At 69.3% G+C, this 13,865-nt stretch carries 16 protein-coding genes; 6 read left to right on the top strand and 10 right to left on the bottom strand.

What is annotated here, in order from left to right; translation table 11 throughout:
- Positions 1-92: 92 nt before the first annotated feature.
- From ACFWY6_RS11565 to ACFWY6_RS11550, 4 genes are all read right to left on the bottom strand, one after another.
- Positions 93-1,238 (bottom strand): ABC transporter substrate-binding protein, encoded by a 1,146-nt coding sequence (locus tag ACFWY6_RS11565; RefSeq protein WP_384687983.1) that lies wholly within the window; start codon positions 1,236-1,238, stop codon positions 93-95.
- Between the two features lie 29 nt (positions 1,239-1,267).
- Positions 1,268-2,158, bottom strand: coding sequence for an ABC transporter permease (locus ACFWY6_RS11560; protein WP_384687981.1), 891 nt, complete (start codon positions 2,156-2,158; stop codon positions 1,268-1,270).
- Positions 2,155-2,937 (bottom strand): ABC transporter ATP-binding protein, encoded by a 783-nt coding sequence (locus ACFWY6_RS11555; protein WP_384687980.1) that lies wholly within the window; start codon positions 2,935-2,937, stop codon positions 2,155-2,157. The genes ACFWY6_RS11560 and ACFWY6_RS11555 overlap by 4 nt, the downstream gene beginning before the upstream one ends.
- 221 nt (positions 2,938-3,158) lie before the next feature.
- Positions 3,159-3,575: a Fur family transcriptional regulator gene (locus ACFWY6_RS11550; protein ID WP_384687979.1), complete on the bottom strand. Its 417-nt coding sequence runs from the start codon at positions 3,573-3,575 to the stop codon at positions 3,159-3,161.
- A 144-nt stretch (positions 3,576-3,719) separates the two neighbouring features.
- Here ACFWY6_RS11550 and ACFWY6_RS11545 point away from each other — a divergent pair, with 144 nt between their 5' ends.
- On the top strand, positions 3,720-5,171 hold the full coding sequence (locus tag ACFWY6_RS11545; protein ID WP_384687978.1) for a catalase: 1,452 nt from the start codon (positions 3,720-3,722) through the stop codon (positions 5,169-5,171).
- 79 nt (positions 5,172-5,250) lie between these two features.
- Here ACFWY6_RS11545 and ACFWY6_RS11540 read toward each other — a convergent pair whose 3' ends face one another.
- Together ACFWY6_RS11540 and hisN are read right to left on the bottom strand one after the other, a co-directional pair.
- Complete coding sequence (locus tag ACFWY6_RS11540; protein WP_266870630.1) at positions 5,251-5,652, bottom strand: cyclic nucleotide-binding/CBS domain-containing protein; 402 nt, start codon at positions 5,650-5,652, stop codon at positions 5,251-5,253.
- A gap of 148 nt (positions 5,653-5,800) precedes the next feature.
- Positions 5,801-6,601: a histidinol-phosphatase gene (hisN, locus tag ACFWY6_RS11535; RefSeq protein WP_384687977.1), complete on the bottom strand. Its 801-nt coding sequence runs from the start codon at positions 6,599-6,601 to the stop codon at positions 5,801-5,803.
- A gap of 161 nt (positions 6,602-6,762) precedes the next feature.
- On the opposite strand from hisN, the gene ACFWY6_RS11530 reads away from it, so the two are divergent.
- Positions 6,763-7,368: a TetR/AcrR family transcriptional regulator gene (locus tag ACFWY6_RS11530; RefSeq protein WP_384687976.1), complete on the top strand. Its 606-nt coding sequence runs from the start codon at positions 6,763-6,765 to the stop codon at positions 7,366-7,368.
- Between the two features lie 33 nt (positions 7,369-7,401).
- On the opposite strand, the gene ACFWY6_RS11525 is transcribed toward ACFWY6_RS11530, so the two are convergent.
- The 4 genes from ACFWY6_RS11525 to ACFWY6_RS11510 all read right to left on the bottom strand — a co-directional run bounded on the left by ACFWY6_RS11525 (position 7,402) and on the right by ACFWY6_RS11510 (position 11,070).
- Positions 7,402-7,725, bottom strand: a complete 324-nt coding sequence (locus ACFWY6_RS11525) for a multidrug efflux SMR transporter (protein ID WP_160507132.1) — start codon at positions 7,723-7,725, stop codon at positions 7,402-7,404.
- A gap of 109 nt (positions 7,726-7,834) precedes the next feature.
- Positions 7,835-8,845, bottom strand: coding sequence for a ribosome small subunit-dependent GTPase A (rsgA, locus tag ACFWY6_RS11520; protein WP_384687975.1), 1,011 nt, complete (start codon positions 8,843-8,845; stop codon positions 7,835-7,837).
- 15 nt (positions 8,846-8,860) lie between these two features.
- Positions 8,861-10,177, bottom strand: a complete 1,317-nt coding sequence (aroA, locus tag ACFWY6_RS11515) for a 3-phosphoshikimate 1-carboxyvinyltransferase (RefSeq protein WP_384687974.1) — start codon at positions 10,175-10,177, stop codon at positions 8,861-8,863.
- A gap of 122 nt (positions 10,178-10,299) precedes the next feature.
- Positions 10,300-11,070 (bottom strand): M50 family metallopeptidase, encoded by a 771-nt coding sequence (locus tag ACFWY6_RS11510; protein ID WP_384687973.1) that lies wholly within the window; start codon positions 11,068-11,070, stop codon positions 10,300-10,302.
- Between the two features lie 50 nt (positions 11,071-11,120).
- Here ACFWY6_RS11510 and ACFWY6_RS11505 point away from each other — a divergent pair, with 50 nt between their 5' ends.
- The 4 genes from ACFWY6_RS11505 (at position 11,121) to rsrA (ending at position 13,756) form a co-directional block, all read left to right on the top strand.
- Positions 11,121-11,936 (top strand): SOS response-associated peptidase, encoded by an 816-nt coding sequence (locus tag ACFWY6_RS11505; protein ID WP_384687972.1) that lies wholly within the window; start codon positions 11,121-11,123, stop codon positions 11,934-11,936.
- Between the two features lies 1 nt (position 11,937).
- Positions 11,938-12,579 carry an alpha/beta family hydrolase gene (locus ACFWY6_RS11500; protein WP_384687971.1) on the top strand — a complete coding sequence of 214 codons (642 nt, stop codon included), beginning with the start codon at positions 11,938-11,940 and terminating at the stop codon, positions 12,577-12,579.
- A gap of 221 nt (positions 12,580-12,800) precedes the next feature.
- Positions 12,801-13,469, top strand: a complete 669-nt coding sequence (locus ACFWY6_RS11495) for a sigma-70 family RNA polymerase sigma factor (RefSeq protein WP_249587852.1) — start codon at positions 12,801-12,803, stop codon at positions 13,467-13,469.
- Positions 13,466-13,756 (top strand): mycothiol system anti-sigma-R factor, encoded by a 291-nt coding sequence (gene rsrA, locus ACFWY6_RS11490; RefSeq protein ID WP_135334984.1) that lies wholly within the window; start codon positions 13,466-13,468, stop codon positions 13,754-13,756. Before ACFWY6_RS11495 ends, rsrA begins: the two co-directional genes overlap by 4 nt.
- Positions 13,757-13,865 lie beyond the last annotated feature (109 nt).

Genomic DNA, 13,865 nt, shown 5'->3' with positions numbered 1-13,865 from the left:
TTTTTAATGATCCGGCGACCCCCGATATCTACACTTGATTTGTCGTCGGCTGCGTCAGATTTGTTTAAGAGACTGGTTCCGGACCTTCGGCGTTACTTGTGGCCCACCGCCTCCCCGTACAGCTTGCGGTCCACCGCCTTCTCCTCCGGGACCTTGTCGCCCTCGGCGACGCCCGCGGCCTCGTACGCGTCCTGGAGCCTGTCCGTCGTGCCCGAGCGGATCTCCCAGTCCATGCGGAGTGAGGGAGTCGACTTCAGGACCGACTCGTCGGTCTTCAGGAGCTTCGCCAGTTCGGAGACGAAGGCCTTGTCCGCCTTGTAGTCGCCGGCGAAGTAGGTGTTCACCGTCCTGATGTACGCGCGGAGCAGCGCCACGCCCGCGTCCGGGTCCTTGGTCAGGAGACCGGGGCCGAACAGGAGGCCGCCGAGGGGTTCGCCCTGGGGCTGGCCGCCCAGGAAGGCGTACCGCTTGTCGCCGTCGACCTTGCGCCAGACCGGGTCCAGGAGCCAGGCGGAGTCGGTGCCGCCGTTCTGGAGGGCGGTCAGGACGTCCGCGGAGCCGAGCTGCTGGAACTGGATCTTGTCGAGGCCGCCGCCGTGCTTCTTCAGGGCCTTGCTCATGGGGTACGAGATGACCGACCCCTTGCCGATCATGGTGCCGAGCTTGCGTCCCGCCATCGGCACGTGATCCGCGCTCTCGCCCTTCTTCAGCTTCACCCACAGGCCGCTCTGGGACTTCGGGTCGGGGGAGAAGTTCCCGGCCGCCCACTTGATGGTGAAGCCGCTGGTGATGCCGTTCATCACGGCGGCCTCGGGGGCGGCCCACTGGGCGTCGATGTCTCCTTTGGCCAGGAGGGGGAGCGCGTCGGGGGTCGGCAGGACCTTGAGGTGGACGTCCAGGCCCTCCTTCTTGAACTCACCCTTCTTCACGGCCATGTGGAGGGGTGCGACGTACTCCGCGCTCAGCGTGCCGGTCGCGATGGTCAGGCTGCGTTCCTTCTTGAGGGGCTGCGGGGCGGGTGCGCCCTTGGCGCAGCGGGCCGGCTTCCGGTCCGGTGCCAGGTCCGCCGGGTCGGTCCAACTGCCCTTGCCGCAGCCGGGAACGGCCTTGACCGTGCGCGGCTTGGCGGCCGGCGAGGAGTCCGTGGTGTCGTCCTCCTTCGCGCAGCCCGCGGCGGCGAGCAGCGAGCCCGCCACCAGCAGGGTGGTCAGAGCGGTGGTACGGGTGCGGGTACGCATGGGGCCTCCGAGCGCATTCGTACGTACGGTCATGACTGGCTTCTGCCTCGGTCGCGCGGTGCCCACGGGGTGAGCAACCGGCCCGCGATCCGCACCAGTTCGGAGAAGACGACGCCGAGGACGGCGACGCAGACGATGCCGACGAACATCACGTCGTTCTGGAACAGCGCCCGTGAGTCGAAGATGAGGTGGCCCAGGCCGTCCGCCGCCGCGATCTGTTCCGACGCGACGATGACGAGGACCGCGACGCCCGCCGCGATCCGCGCTCCGACCAGGACGGCGGGGAGGGACGCCGGCAGCAGGACGTGGCGGAACATCTGCCACGGCGACGCCCCGAAGACCTGGCCGGCGTCGCGGTGTCCGGACGGTACGGCGAGCACCGCCGCCATGGTCGAGATCCAGACGAAGAAGAAGACCGTGGCCGCGACGAGCGCGATCTGCGGGCCCTCACCGAGGCCGAACATGTTCAGGAAGACGGGGAGAAGCGCCAGTTTCGGTACGACGTACAGGGCGTCCAGGAGCGGTTCCAGTGCGGCGCGTACGAGCGAGAGGGAGCCCATGAGCAGGCCGAGGGCGTAGCCCGTGACCGTGCCGATCGCGTATCCGGCGAGGACGCGTTTGAGCGTGGCCCAGACGTCGGGCCACAGCTCGCCGTCGGCCGCGCGTTCCCAGCCGTCCTCGATGATCGTCTGGGGTGCGGGGTAGACGCGGTCGTCGATCCAGCCTTGCGTGGCGGCGAGCTGCCAGAGCAGGACCAGGGCGAGCGGGACGGCGACGGCTAGGCCGAGCTCCAGGGTGCGGCGTCTGCGGTGGGTACGGGTGGGGTGCAGTTCCTGGGGGCCGGGGCGCCTGACCAGGATGCCTTCTTCTGGGGCGTGGGCTTCTTGTGGGTTGCGTACGTTCTTGGTGTCCGCGCTCATGCCGGGACCGCCTCTCGGCGGACCTCGCCGCGCAGGAGTTCCCACAACTCGCTCTTGAGGGCGGCGAATTCGGGGGTGGAGCGGATGTCTCCGGTGCGGGGGCGGGGGAACGGCGGGCGGTGTTCGGCGATGATGCGGCCGGGGCGGGCCGACATGACGAGTACGCGGTCGCCGAGCACGATCGCCTCTTCGAGGCTGTGGGTGATGAAGAGGGTGGTGGTGCGGGTGGTCTGGGTGAGGTCGAGGAGTTCGTCCTGGAGGATGGTGCGGAGCTGGGCGTCCAGGGCCGCGAACGGCTCGTCCATCAGGAGGATCTCTGGCTCCACGGCCAGGGCGCGGGCGATGGCGACGCGTTGGCGCATGCCGCCGGAGAGGGTGGCGGGGTAGGCGTCCGCGAAGTCGGCGAGGCCGAGGCGGGTCAGCAAGGCCGTGGCGCGGGCGTTCGCCTCGCGGCGGGGGGTCTTCTGGATGTCCAGGCCGAATCTGACGTTTGCGTGGACGGTTTTCCAGTCGTAGATGCCGTAGTCCTGGAAGATCATCGCTGCGGGGCGCTGGGCGGTTGTGCGGATCTTCAGCTCGCCTCTGCTGGGGCGCAGCAGGCCTGCGGCTATGCGGAGGAGCGTTGATTTTCCGCAGCCGGATGGGCCGACCATGCAGGTGAACTCGCCGGGGGCGATTCTCAGGTCCACCGGGCCTAGGGCCTCTACGGATTTTGCGCCGCGGCCGAAGGTTCTTGTCACTGCGTGGGCTTCTAGTTTCGGAGGGTGCGGATCTCCCACGGGGTCTCCTTGCGGAGGGCAGGCGGATTCTCTGGGCGCCGCCGAGAATATGACGCACCGTCAGATTCTGGAAGAGGTCTGCTCTGGCTGGGATTCGCCTGTCGTCTGCGGACCGTGGTCGGTTTGTGTCCACCCGTTCCGCCGTGCGGAACGCCTGCCCACAAACCGACGACCCCGGCGCCACGAGGTGCCGGGGTCGTCGTGAACGTAGGAAAGGAGCTTTACGCCGCAGCGCAGCTGGGGCACGTGCCCCGGTAGGTGACCTCTACTCCCTCGACCGTGAAGCCGAAGCGCTCTGAGGCGGGGAGGCTGGTCAGGGGGTTGCCTGTGGGGTGGACGTCGCGGATCGCGCCGCATTTGGCGCAGACCAGGTGCTGGTGAGGGGTGTGCGCGTTCGGGTCGTAGCGCTTCGCCCTGCGGTCCGTCGAGACCTCAAGGACCTCGCCGAGGGTCACCAGTTCGCCCAGGGTGTTGTAGACGGTCGCCCGGGAGATCTCGGGCAGCTTGTCCACGGCGCGGGCATGCACCTCGTCGGCCGTCAGGTGGACGTGCTCGCCGTCGAGGACCTCGGCCACGACGCGCCGCTGTGCGGTCATGCGCCAGCCGCGTCCGCGCAGTCGTTCCAGGAGGTCACTCATAAGGGCCACCTTAACAGGGAGTGGGACCAGGTCCCGAACAGGTGTGACTTTGGATGCTTACTTGACTTAGACAAAGTCCATCGTAGGATCGAGTACGGCAAACGCCAAGGGACAGGACTTGCAGGAAATACGCAGGAGGCGCACGTGACGCAGGGACCGCTCACCACGGAGGCCGGCGCGCCGGTCGCCGACAACCAGAACAGCGAGACCGCGGGCGTCGGCGGTCCGGTACTGGTCCAGGACCAGCTGCTGCTCGAGAAGCTCGCGCACTTCAACCGCGAGCGCATTCCGGAGCGCATCGTGCATGCGCGCGGCGCCGGTGCGTACGGCACCTTCACCCTCACCCGTGACGTCTCGCAGTGGACGCGAGCCAAGTTCCTCTCCGAGGTCGGCAAGCAGACCGAGACCTTCCTGCGCTTCTCCACGGTCGCGGGCAACCTCGGTGCGGCCGACGCGGTGCGTGACCCGCGGGGCTGGGCGCTGAAGTTCTACACCGAGGAGGGCAACTACGACCTCGTCGGCAACAACACCCCGGTCTTCTTCATCAAGGACGCCATCAAGTTCCCTGACTTCATCCACACGCAGAAGCGCGACCCGTACACGGGCAGCCAGGAGGCTGACAACGTATGGGACTTCTGGGGGCTGAGCCCGGAGGCCACGCACCAGGTGACCTGGCTCTTCGGCGACCGGGGCATCCCGGCCTCGTACCGCCACATGAACGGCTACGGCTCGCACACGTTCCAGTGGAACAACGAGGCCGGCGAGGTCTTCTGGGTCAAGTACCACTTCAAGACCGACCAGGGGATCGAGAACCTGACGGCTGCCGAAGCCGCGAAGCTCGCCGGTGAGGACCCCGACTCCCACCAGCGCGACCTGCGCGAGGCCATCGAGCGCGGCGAGTTCCCGAGCTGGACCGTGCAGGTGCAGATCATGCCGGCGGCCGACGCGGCGAACTACCGCTTCAACCCGTTCGACCTCACCAAGGTGTGGCCGCACGAGGACTACCCGCCGATCGAGATCGGCAAGCTGGAGCTCAACCGCAACCCGGAGAACATCTTCGCCGAGGTGGAGCAGGCGATCTTCAGCCCCGCGCACTTCGTGCCGGGCATCGGTCCCTCGCCCGACAAGATGCTCCAGGGCCGCCTCTTCGCGTACGGCGACGCGCACCGCTACCGCGTCGGCATCAACGCCGACCACCTGCCGGTGAACCGCCCGCACGCCACCGAGGCGCGCACCAACTCGCGTGACGGCTTCTTGTACGACGGTCGGCACAAGGGTGCCAAGAACTACGAGCCGAACTCCTTCGGCGGTCCCTTCCAGACGGACCGGCCGCTGTGGGTGACGTCCGCCGTCACCGGTGGCACCGGCAACCACGAGGCGCCCTCGCACGCCGAGGACACCGACTTCGTACAGGCGGGCAACCTCTACCGCCTGATGTCCGAGGACGAGAAGGCGCGGCTGATCGAGAACCTCGCGGGCAACATCGCGGGTGTCTCGCGCGACGACATCGCCGAGCGCGCGATCGACAACTTCCGCCAGGCGGACGGTGACTTCGGCAAGCGTCTGGAAGCCGCGGTCCAGGCCCTGCGCGGCTGACGGGGTTTGCCGTAGGGAGAAAGGGCGGGCCGGATCCCTCGGGGTCCGGCCCGCCTTCCGTATTCGAAAGAAGTACTGCTCAGGCCGTCAGCGTCGGTGTGCCCCTCCGGTTCGGCGCCCAGCAGCGGATGATGTCGCGGACGGAGACGATGCCGGTCGGTTCGTTGCCGTCCATCACGATCAGGTGCCGGAAGCCGCCGTGCGACATGGCGTCCGCGGCCTCCTCCAGGGTCCACGCCGGGGTGGCGAAGACGACGTCGGTCGTGGTGTGGGTGCCCGCGGTCTCGATGTCGGGGTTCTGTCCCGCGCCCAGCGAGTTGAGGACGTCGCGCTCGGTCAGGATTCCCAGGCCGCAGGTGTCGGGGTCGAGGACGACGGCCGCGCCGACGCGGCGCGTCGACATCAGCCGGGCCGCCTGGCGCAGGGTGTGGGCGGGGCCGATGGTCAGAACCATCGTGCTCATGGCGTCGCGGACGAGCATGGGCTTGAGCCACCTCCTGGGTGGATCGCTACGAGAAGCGATTCACAAGTTCACAAGTGGGGGGACTCTCAGAGTCGCAGCCATGCGGGTCGTCAACAAGGGGGCGCGTGCTGCCGGTTCAGGGCGTGCACCCATGTGGCGTACGCCGTCAGTAGCGCTGGTTGAGGTAGCCGAGCAGCTCGTCGTGGAGCAGGCCGTTCGACGCCGCCGCGTTGCCGCTGTGCGGGCCCGGGGTGCCGTCGAGGCCGGTGAAGGTGCCGCCCGCCTCCGTCACGATGATCGCGTTCGCCGCCATGTCCCAGAGGGAGAGCTCGGGCTCCGCGCTGATGTCGACCGAGCCCTCGGCGACCATCATGTACGGCCAGAAGTCGCCGTAGCCGCGGGTGCGCCAGACCGCGCGCGTGAGGTCCATGAAGCCGTCGAGGCGGCCCTGCTCCTCCCAGCCCGTGAGCGAGGAGTACGCGAATGACGCGTCCTGCATCCGCGAGACCTGGGAGACCTTGAGCCGGGTCGCGGAGGTCAGGCTGCGCCCGGTGTACGCGCCGCCGCCCTTCGCCGCCCACCAGCGGCGGCCGAGCGCGGGCGCCGAGACGACGCCGACGACCGGCTGGTAGCCGCCCTCGCCGGCCTCCATCAGGGAGATCAGCGTGGCCCAGACCGGCACGCCGCGTACGTAGTTCTTGGTGCCGTCGATCGGGTCGATCACCCAGCGGCGCGGGCCGGTGCCCTCGATCCCGTACTCCTCGCCGAGGATCGCGTCGCGCGGCCGGGCGCGCTGCAGCGAGGAGCGGATCAGCTCCTCGGCCGCTTTGTCGGCCTCGCTCACCGGCGTCATGTCCGGCTTGGTCTCGACCTTCAGGTCGAGCGCCTTGAACCGGTCCATCGTCGCGGCGTCGGCGGCGTCCGCGAGGACGTGGGCGAGACGCAGATCATCGTGGTAGTCGGGCATGGGTGAACAGTATCGATCTCGATCTGCCTGAGCCACAGCGCCGTATGTCCGGGCCATTCCCGGACATGACGCATACGGAGCGGGCTCGCGCCGGAGCTATTGACAGTGCCCCCGAGCGCGTCAACTCTGGCCGCAGAGCCGCTCGGCCCATGGAGGCGACGATGCCTGCAGCTCGGGAATCCTTACTGGACGCGGCCTATACGGCGCTCGCCCGCCGCCCGTGGCCGGGGGTGCGCATGGTGGACGTCGCGGCGGTGGCCGGGGTGTCCCGGCAGACCCTCTACAACGAGTTCGGCAGCAAGGACGGCCTCGCGCGCGCCCTGTTGAGGCGCGAGACCGACCACTATCTGCACGGAGTGGAGCGCGCGCTCGCCACGGAGGGCGGCCCCGTGGACCGGCTCGCCGCCGTGACCTCCTGGACGATCGGCGCGGCGCGCGCGAACGCCCTGGTGCGGGCCATGCTCACCGGCTGCTGGGGCGAACGCCTGCCCGTGCCGAGCCGCCCCGGGGTCTCCTCGTCGCCCGTGCCCGCGCAGCGGCGCGCGGACGCCGGTGTCCCGACGTCAGCCGAACTGCTCGCCCTCGTACGGGACAAGGCGGTGCACGCGCTGAACGGCAGGGCCCGGCCGAAGGACACCGAAGAGCTGGCCATGGCCTGCGAGAGTGCCGTGCGGATGGCGCTTTCGTACGTCATCGCGCCCTCGCCGAAGGGCGAGGACCCGGTGGAGCTGGTGCGCGGGGTGCTCGGTCTGTGGAGCAATCCGTGAATTCTGTGGAGCAATCCGTGGCGGCGCCCGGTGTCAGTGCGCGGAGCCCGAGAGCTGGAGGCCGATGACGCCGACGATCACCAGCGAGATCGAGACGAGCTTGAGGGTGGAGACCACGTCACCGAGGAAGATCATTCCGTAGATCGCGGTGCCCGCGGCGCCGATGCCCGTCCAGACCGCGTACGCGGGACCCACGTCGAGCTTGCGCAGGGCGAGGGTGAGCAGGCCGAAGCTGCCGAGTGCGAAGGCGGCGAAGGTGATCGTGGGCCAGAGTCGGGTGAAGCCGTGCGAGAGCTTCAGGCAGACCGCGAAACCGGTCTCCAGGAACCCGGCGACGATGACCAGCAGCCACGCCATGTATCTGCCTCCCGCAACTGAACGTTCCGTGACCGCTTCGCCTGGCTTGGATCAGGCTTGGTGCGATTATGCACTTGCCACTGTGCCCGGGGCGCAAACAACGGTGAGGTCAGTCGCCGTCGCGTCGCTCCCGCGTTGCGAGCAGCCTGCGCAGTGAGTAAAGACGCGCGGGATCCGCGTGACCGTCCGTCACCCACTGGTCCAGGGCGCAGTCCGGCTCGTCGTGACTGCACGCGCGCGGACAGCCTTCCGTGCCCGACTCCAGGTCGGGGAAGGCGTGGATGACGCGGGACGGGTCGACGTGGTGGAGGCCGAAGGACCGTACGCCCGGAGTGTCGATGACCCAGCTGTCGGAGCCTTCGAGGGGGAGCGCGAGCGCGGACGTGGTGGTGTGGCGGCCGCGGCCGGTGACGGCGTTGACATGGCCGGTCGAGCGCCGGCGGTCCTCCGGGACCAGCGCGTTCACCAGCGTCGTCTTGCCCACTCCGGAGTGGCCGACGAACGCGGTGATCTTGCCGTCGAGCAGCTCGTGCACCTGGGCGAGCTCCGCGCCGTCGGTGAACTCCTCGCGGCTGGTGACGACATAGGGCACGTCGAGCGTGGAGTACGTCTCCAGGATCTTGTCCGCCGACGCCAGGTCGGACTTGGTCAGGACGAGGATCGGCTTCAGGCCGCCGTCGAACGCCGCCACGATGCACCGGTCGATCAGGCGCGGGCGCGGCTCCGGGTCGGCGAGCGCGGTGACGATGGCCAGCTGGTCGGCGTTGGCGACGACCACCCGCTCGTAGGGGTCGTCGTCGTCCGCCGTGCGCCGCAGGACCGACGTACGCGGCTCGATGCGCACGATCCGCGCGAGGGTGTCCTTCTTGCCGGAGAGGTCGCCGACGAGCGCGACCCGGTCGCCCACCACCGCTGCCTTGCGGCCCAGTTCGCGGGCCTTCATGGCCATCACGATCCGGTCGTCGACCAGGACCGTCAGACGCCCCCGGTCGACGGTGAGGACCATGCCGTCCGACGCGTCCTCGTGCTTGGGCCTGATGTGGGTGCGGGGGCGGTTGCCCTTGCGGTTGGGGCGGACGCGGATGTCGTCCTCGTCGGGGTTCTTTCCGTAGCGGCGCATGTCTGGATCAGCCCGTCAGTTCCCGAGCATTCCGGTCCACAGGTCGGGGAAGTCGGGCAGCGTCTTCGCCGTCGTCGCGACATTCTCGATCTGTACGCCCTCCACCGCGAGGCCGATGATGGCGCCCGCGGTGGCCATGCGGTGGTCGTCGTACGTGTGGAAGATCCCGCCGTGCAGCCGGCGCGGGCGGATGTGCAGGCCGTCGGCGGTCTCCGTGACGTCACCGCCCAGTTCGTTGATCTCCTTGGTGAGCGCGGCCAGGCGGTCCGTCTCGTGCAGCCGCAGGTGGGCGACGCCGCGCAGCGTCGAGGGGGAGTCGGCCAGGGCCGCGACGGCCGCGATGCCGGGGGTGAGCTCGCCGACCTCGCTCAGGTCCACGTCGATGCCGTGGATCGAGCCGGAGCCGGTGAACACCAGGCCCTGCTCGGTCAGCTCGCAGGAGCCGCCCATCTCCGTGAAGATCTGGCGCAGCGCGTCGCCGGGCTGCGTGGTGTGCGCGGGCCAGTCGGGGATCGTGACCGTGCCGCCGGTGACCAGGGCCGCCGCCAGGAACGGCTGGGCGTTGGACAGGTCCGGCTCGACGGTCAGATCGCGGCCGAGCAGCGCGCCGGGGGTGACCCGCCACACGTTCGGCTCGCCGCCCGACTCCGGGGTGTCCACCTGGGCGCCGATCGCGCGGAGCATGTCGACGGTCATCCGGATGTGCGGCATGGAGGGCAGCGCGGAGCCGGTGTGCCGCACCTCGACGCCCTGGTTGAAGCGCGGGCCCGAGAGCAGCAGGGCGCTCACGAACTGCGATGACGAGGAGGCGTCGATCTCGACCGGGCCGCCGTCGATGCCACCGCCGCCGTGCACGGTCAGCGGGAGGGCGCCGCGGCTGTCGTCGTCGATACGGGCGCCGAGGGCGCGCAGCCCGTCGATCACGCCGTGCAGCGGCCGCTCGTAGGAACGGGGGTCGCCGTCGAAGCGGATCGGTCCGTCGGCCAGGGCCGCGACCGGCGGCAGGAAGCGCATGACCGTGCCCGCGTTGCCGACGTCGACCGTGGCCGGGCCGTGCAGACCGGAGGGAATGACGCGCCAGGCCTCGCCGGAACCGTCGGGGCCGACGCCCTCCTCGATGCCGACGCCCATGGCGCGCAGGGCGCCCGCCATCAGGAGCGTGTCGCGGGAGCGCAGGGGGCGGCGGAGCCAGCCCGGCTCCGCGGCGAGGGCGGCGAGGACGAGGGCGCGGTTGGTGACCGATTTGGACCCGGGCACATGGACCGTCGCGGCGACGGCTCCGCTCGCGTGCGGGGCTGGCCAGAGGGTGCTGTGCGCTGGGTTCACGGTCATGCCCACACTTTAGTGGCTGACGGTGACGCCGGATCTTGATCAAATGTGGTGAAACCCAGGCGAAACAGAGAACTGGTAGAGGCCAGAGCCCTGCTGGACCTCTCAGATCCCCGCAGGATTTCTCACAGACCGAGCAGCCAGCGCCCTCCGCCTATCAGTGAGCACAGTGAGACGGCGTGGAAGAGGAAGAGCCACATCCCCGCCGGGACATGCGTGAGCCGCGACAGCTGGTCCGCGTCCGAGTCGCCCGCGCCGCCCGCCCGTCTCCCACCACCACCCTCAAACGACGCTCCGCGACTGAACATCTGCCTGCGCTTGGACTGCAGCTCGAAGGCGGGACGTACGCCGCCCAGGAGCAGGAACCACACCACCACGTACGCGAACGCCGCCTGCACCTGCGCGCTGGTCAGCCAGGAGACGAGCAGGAACGCGCCGCCGGTGATGACCATGGTGAGGGCGCCATACGCGTTGCGGATCATCACCAGCATCACGAGGAGCAGCGCCGTCGCGATCCACAGGAACGCGGTGATGTGCCCGGCGGCGAGCAGTGCCGCACCGCCGAGGCCGAGCAGCGGCGGCGCGGTGTAGCCCGCGGCGGCGGTGAGGATCATGCCGATGCCGGTGGGCTTGCCGCGGCTGACGGTGAGGCCGCTGGTGTCGGAGTGCAGCCGGATGCCGTCGAGGCGGCGCCCGGTCAGCAGGGCGATCAGGCCGTGGCCGCCCTCGTGCGCGATGGTGATCGCGTTGCGGGCGACCCGCCAGACGCCGTGCGGCAGTACGACGGCGAGGGCGACGACGCCGGTGACGATCACCAGCCACTCGTCGGGCGCGGCCTGCGTACCGAAGACCCGGTCCCAGAGGTCGGCCAGGCTGGCGTTGGCAGTGGATTCCATATGGCTGGACCGGCTCCTCTGGTCGTACGGGGTCTGGCAGTCTGGCACGTATGTGCGGACGGTATGCATCGAGTCGTAGGCCCGAGGATCTCGCAGGAATCTTTGAGATCGAGAAGTGGGAGCCAAAGGAGGCGCTCGCCCCCGATTTCAACGTGGCCCCCACCAAGGAGGTCTACGCGGTCCTGGACCGTCCACTGAAAGACGCCGACGACCGCCGCCCGGTTCGCCAGCTGCGCACGCTCAAGTGGGGCCTCGTGCCGTCCTGGGCCAAGACGCCCGAGGGCGGCGCCCGGATGATCAACGCGCGCGCCGAGACCGTGTACGAGAAGCCCTCCTACCGCCGGGCCTTCGCCGCCCGCCGCTGCGTCATCCCGGCGGACGGCTACTACGAGTGGGTCACCGCCGCCGGCGAGCGGGAACTGGAGGTCGAGGGCAAGAAGAAGCGGCCGCGCAAGCAGCCGTACTTCGTGACGCCGGCCGACGGCTCGGTCTTCGCCATGGCCGGGCTCTACGAATTCTGGCGGGACAAGACGCTGCCCGACGAGCACCCCCTGGCCTGGTGGGTGACCTGCACCGTCATCACCACGGAGGCGGAGGCCACACCCCTGGCGGTCGCGCCGAAGGAGGGGCCGCGCTCGCTGGCCGACATCCACCCGCGGATGCCGCTGATGCTGACGCCGGACCGCTGGGACGCCTGGCTCGACCCGTCCCGCACGGACGTCGACGACCTGCGGCCGCTCCTGGAGCCGCCGCCGCACGGCCTGATGCGGGCCTACCCGGTGTCGACGGCGGTCAGCAACGTACGCAACAACGGCCCGGAGCTGCTGAAGGAGCTGGAGGGGCCCGAAGAAGGCACACTCTTCTGATGTGACCAAGAGTGAGATCGTCCAGACCGACGCCGGTGAGGCGCGCATCACCTGGCACCCCGCGCCCAAGAGCAAGGCCCGGCTGGTGCTCGCCCTCAGCCACGGCGCCGGCGGCGGCATCGAAGCACGCGACCTGAAGGCCATCGCCGCCGCCCTGCCCGCGCACGGCGTGAGCGTCGCCCTCGTCGAGCAGCCCTGGCGCGTTGCGGGCAAGAAGGTGGCCCCCGCGCCGAAGACGCTGGACGTCGGATGGCGCGGACTGTGGCCGGCGCTCGCCAAGCCCGGTCTCCCGGTGATCGCGGGCGGCCGCAGCGCAGGGGCCCGCGTCGCCTGCCGCACCGCCACCGAACTCGGCGCCGTCGCCGTGCTCGCCCTCAGCTTCCCGCTGCACCCGCCGGGCAAGCCGGAGAAGTCACGCGCCGACGAGCTGCTCGGCGCCGGGGTGCCCACCCTCGTCGTGCAGGGCGGCAACGATCCCTTCGGGAAGCCCGCCGAGTTCCCTGAAGGGACGTACGAACTGATCGAGGTGCCCTTCGGTGATCACGGGTTCGCGATCCCGAAGCGGGCCGACATCAGTGAGGCCGAGGCCATGACGATCATCACGGATGGCGTCGCACGGTGGACGGGAATGTTGGGTGCGTGACCTCTGTTGTGCCGAACAGACGTTAAACGCTGTTCGTACGAGAGGAAGTCCGCCGCATGGGTTCGACCATCTGCCCGAGCCGCACCAGTGCCTCTGACCTGGAGTGGACGGTGCTGAGCGCGCCCAAGACCGCTCCTATTCGAGCGGCGGCGGTACCGGATCGTCGTCTATCCTCCGATTCGAGTGGGACTGCTTTCGGTCTCACCACGTCTTTGGAGGAGGTGGGTCCGGTCACTGGGACCGACGCAGGGGCCGAGAACGGCCAGGCGCAGCCCGAGGAGACGCAGGCGGAGCGTACGGCCCGCTTCGAGCGGGACGCCCTGGGATTCCTCGACCAGATGTACTCCGCGGCGCTGCGCATGACGCGCAATCCGGCGGACGCGGAGGACCTGGTGCAGGAGACCTACGCCAAGGCGTACGCGTCGTTCCACCAGTTCCGTGAGGGCACCAACCTCAAGGCGTGGCTGTACCGCATCCTCACCAACACGTTCATCAACTCGTACCGCAAGAAGCAGCGCGAGCCCCAGCGCAGCGCCGCCGAGGAGATCGAGGACTGGCAGCTCGCACGTGCCGAGTCGCACATGTCCACCGGTCTGCGCTCGGCCGAGTCGCAGGCGCTGGATCACCTGCCCGACTCGGACGTGAAGTCCGCGCTGCAGGCGATCCCCGAGGAATTCCGCATCGCCGTCTATCTCGCCGACGTAGAGGGCTTTGCGTACAAGGAGATCGCGGACATTATGGGGACACCCATCGGTACGGTGATGTCCCGGTTGCACCGCGGCCGTCGCCAACTGCGCGGCATGCTCGAGGACTACGCCCGCGACCGCGGCCTCGTCCCCGCCGGCGCCGCGTCAGAGTCGTCGAACGAAGCGAAAGGCTCAGGCTCATGAGCTGCGGAGAGCCGCACGAGACGGATTGCAGTGAAGTCCTGGACCATTTGTACGAGTTCCTGGACCGTGAGATGCCGGACAGCGACTGCACCAAGTTCGAGACGCACTTCGAGGAGTGCTCTCCGTGCCTGGAGAAGTACGGCCTTGAGCAGGCCGTCAAGAAGCTGGTGAAGCGCTGCTGCGGCCACGACGACGTGCCCGTCGACCTGCGGGCCAAGGTCATGGGCCGGATCGATCTGATCCGCTCGGGCGAGGCAGTGCCGGAGCATGATGTGACGGAAGCCTGAGCTTCCTGTAGTTGAGCGTTGGGGGTGGCGGGGGGTGAGTGCGACCACCACGACCACGTGGTTTGAGAAAAGGGACGAGAGGTCGACAGAAAACAACACGGGGGGGGCA

The organism is Streptomyces sp. NPDC059037 (assembly GCF_042740015.1).
Classification (GTDB): Bacteria; Actinomycetota; Actinomycetes; order Streptomycetales; family Streptomycetaceae; genus Streptomyces.
The sequence above is the reverse complement of the archived record's forward strand: the minus strand, read 5'-3'. Positions and strand labels throughout refer to the sequence as shown.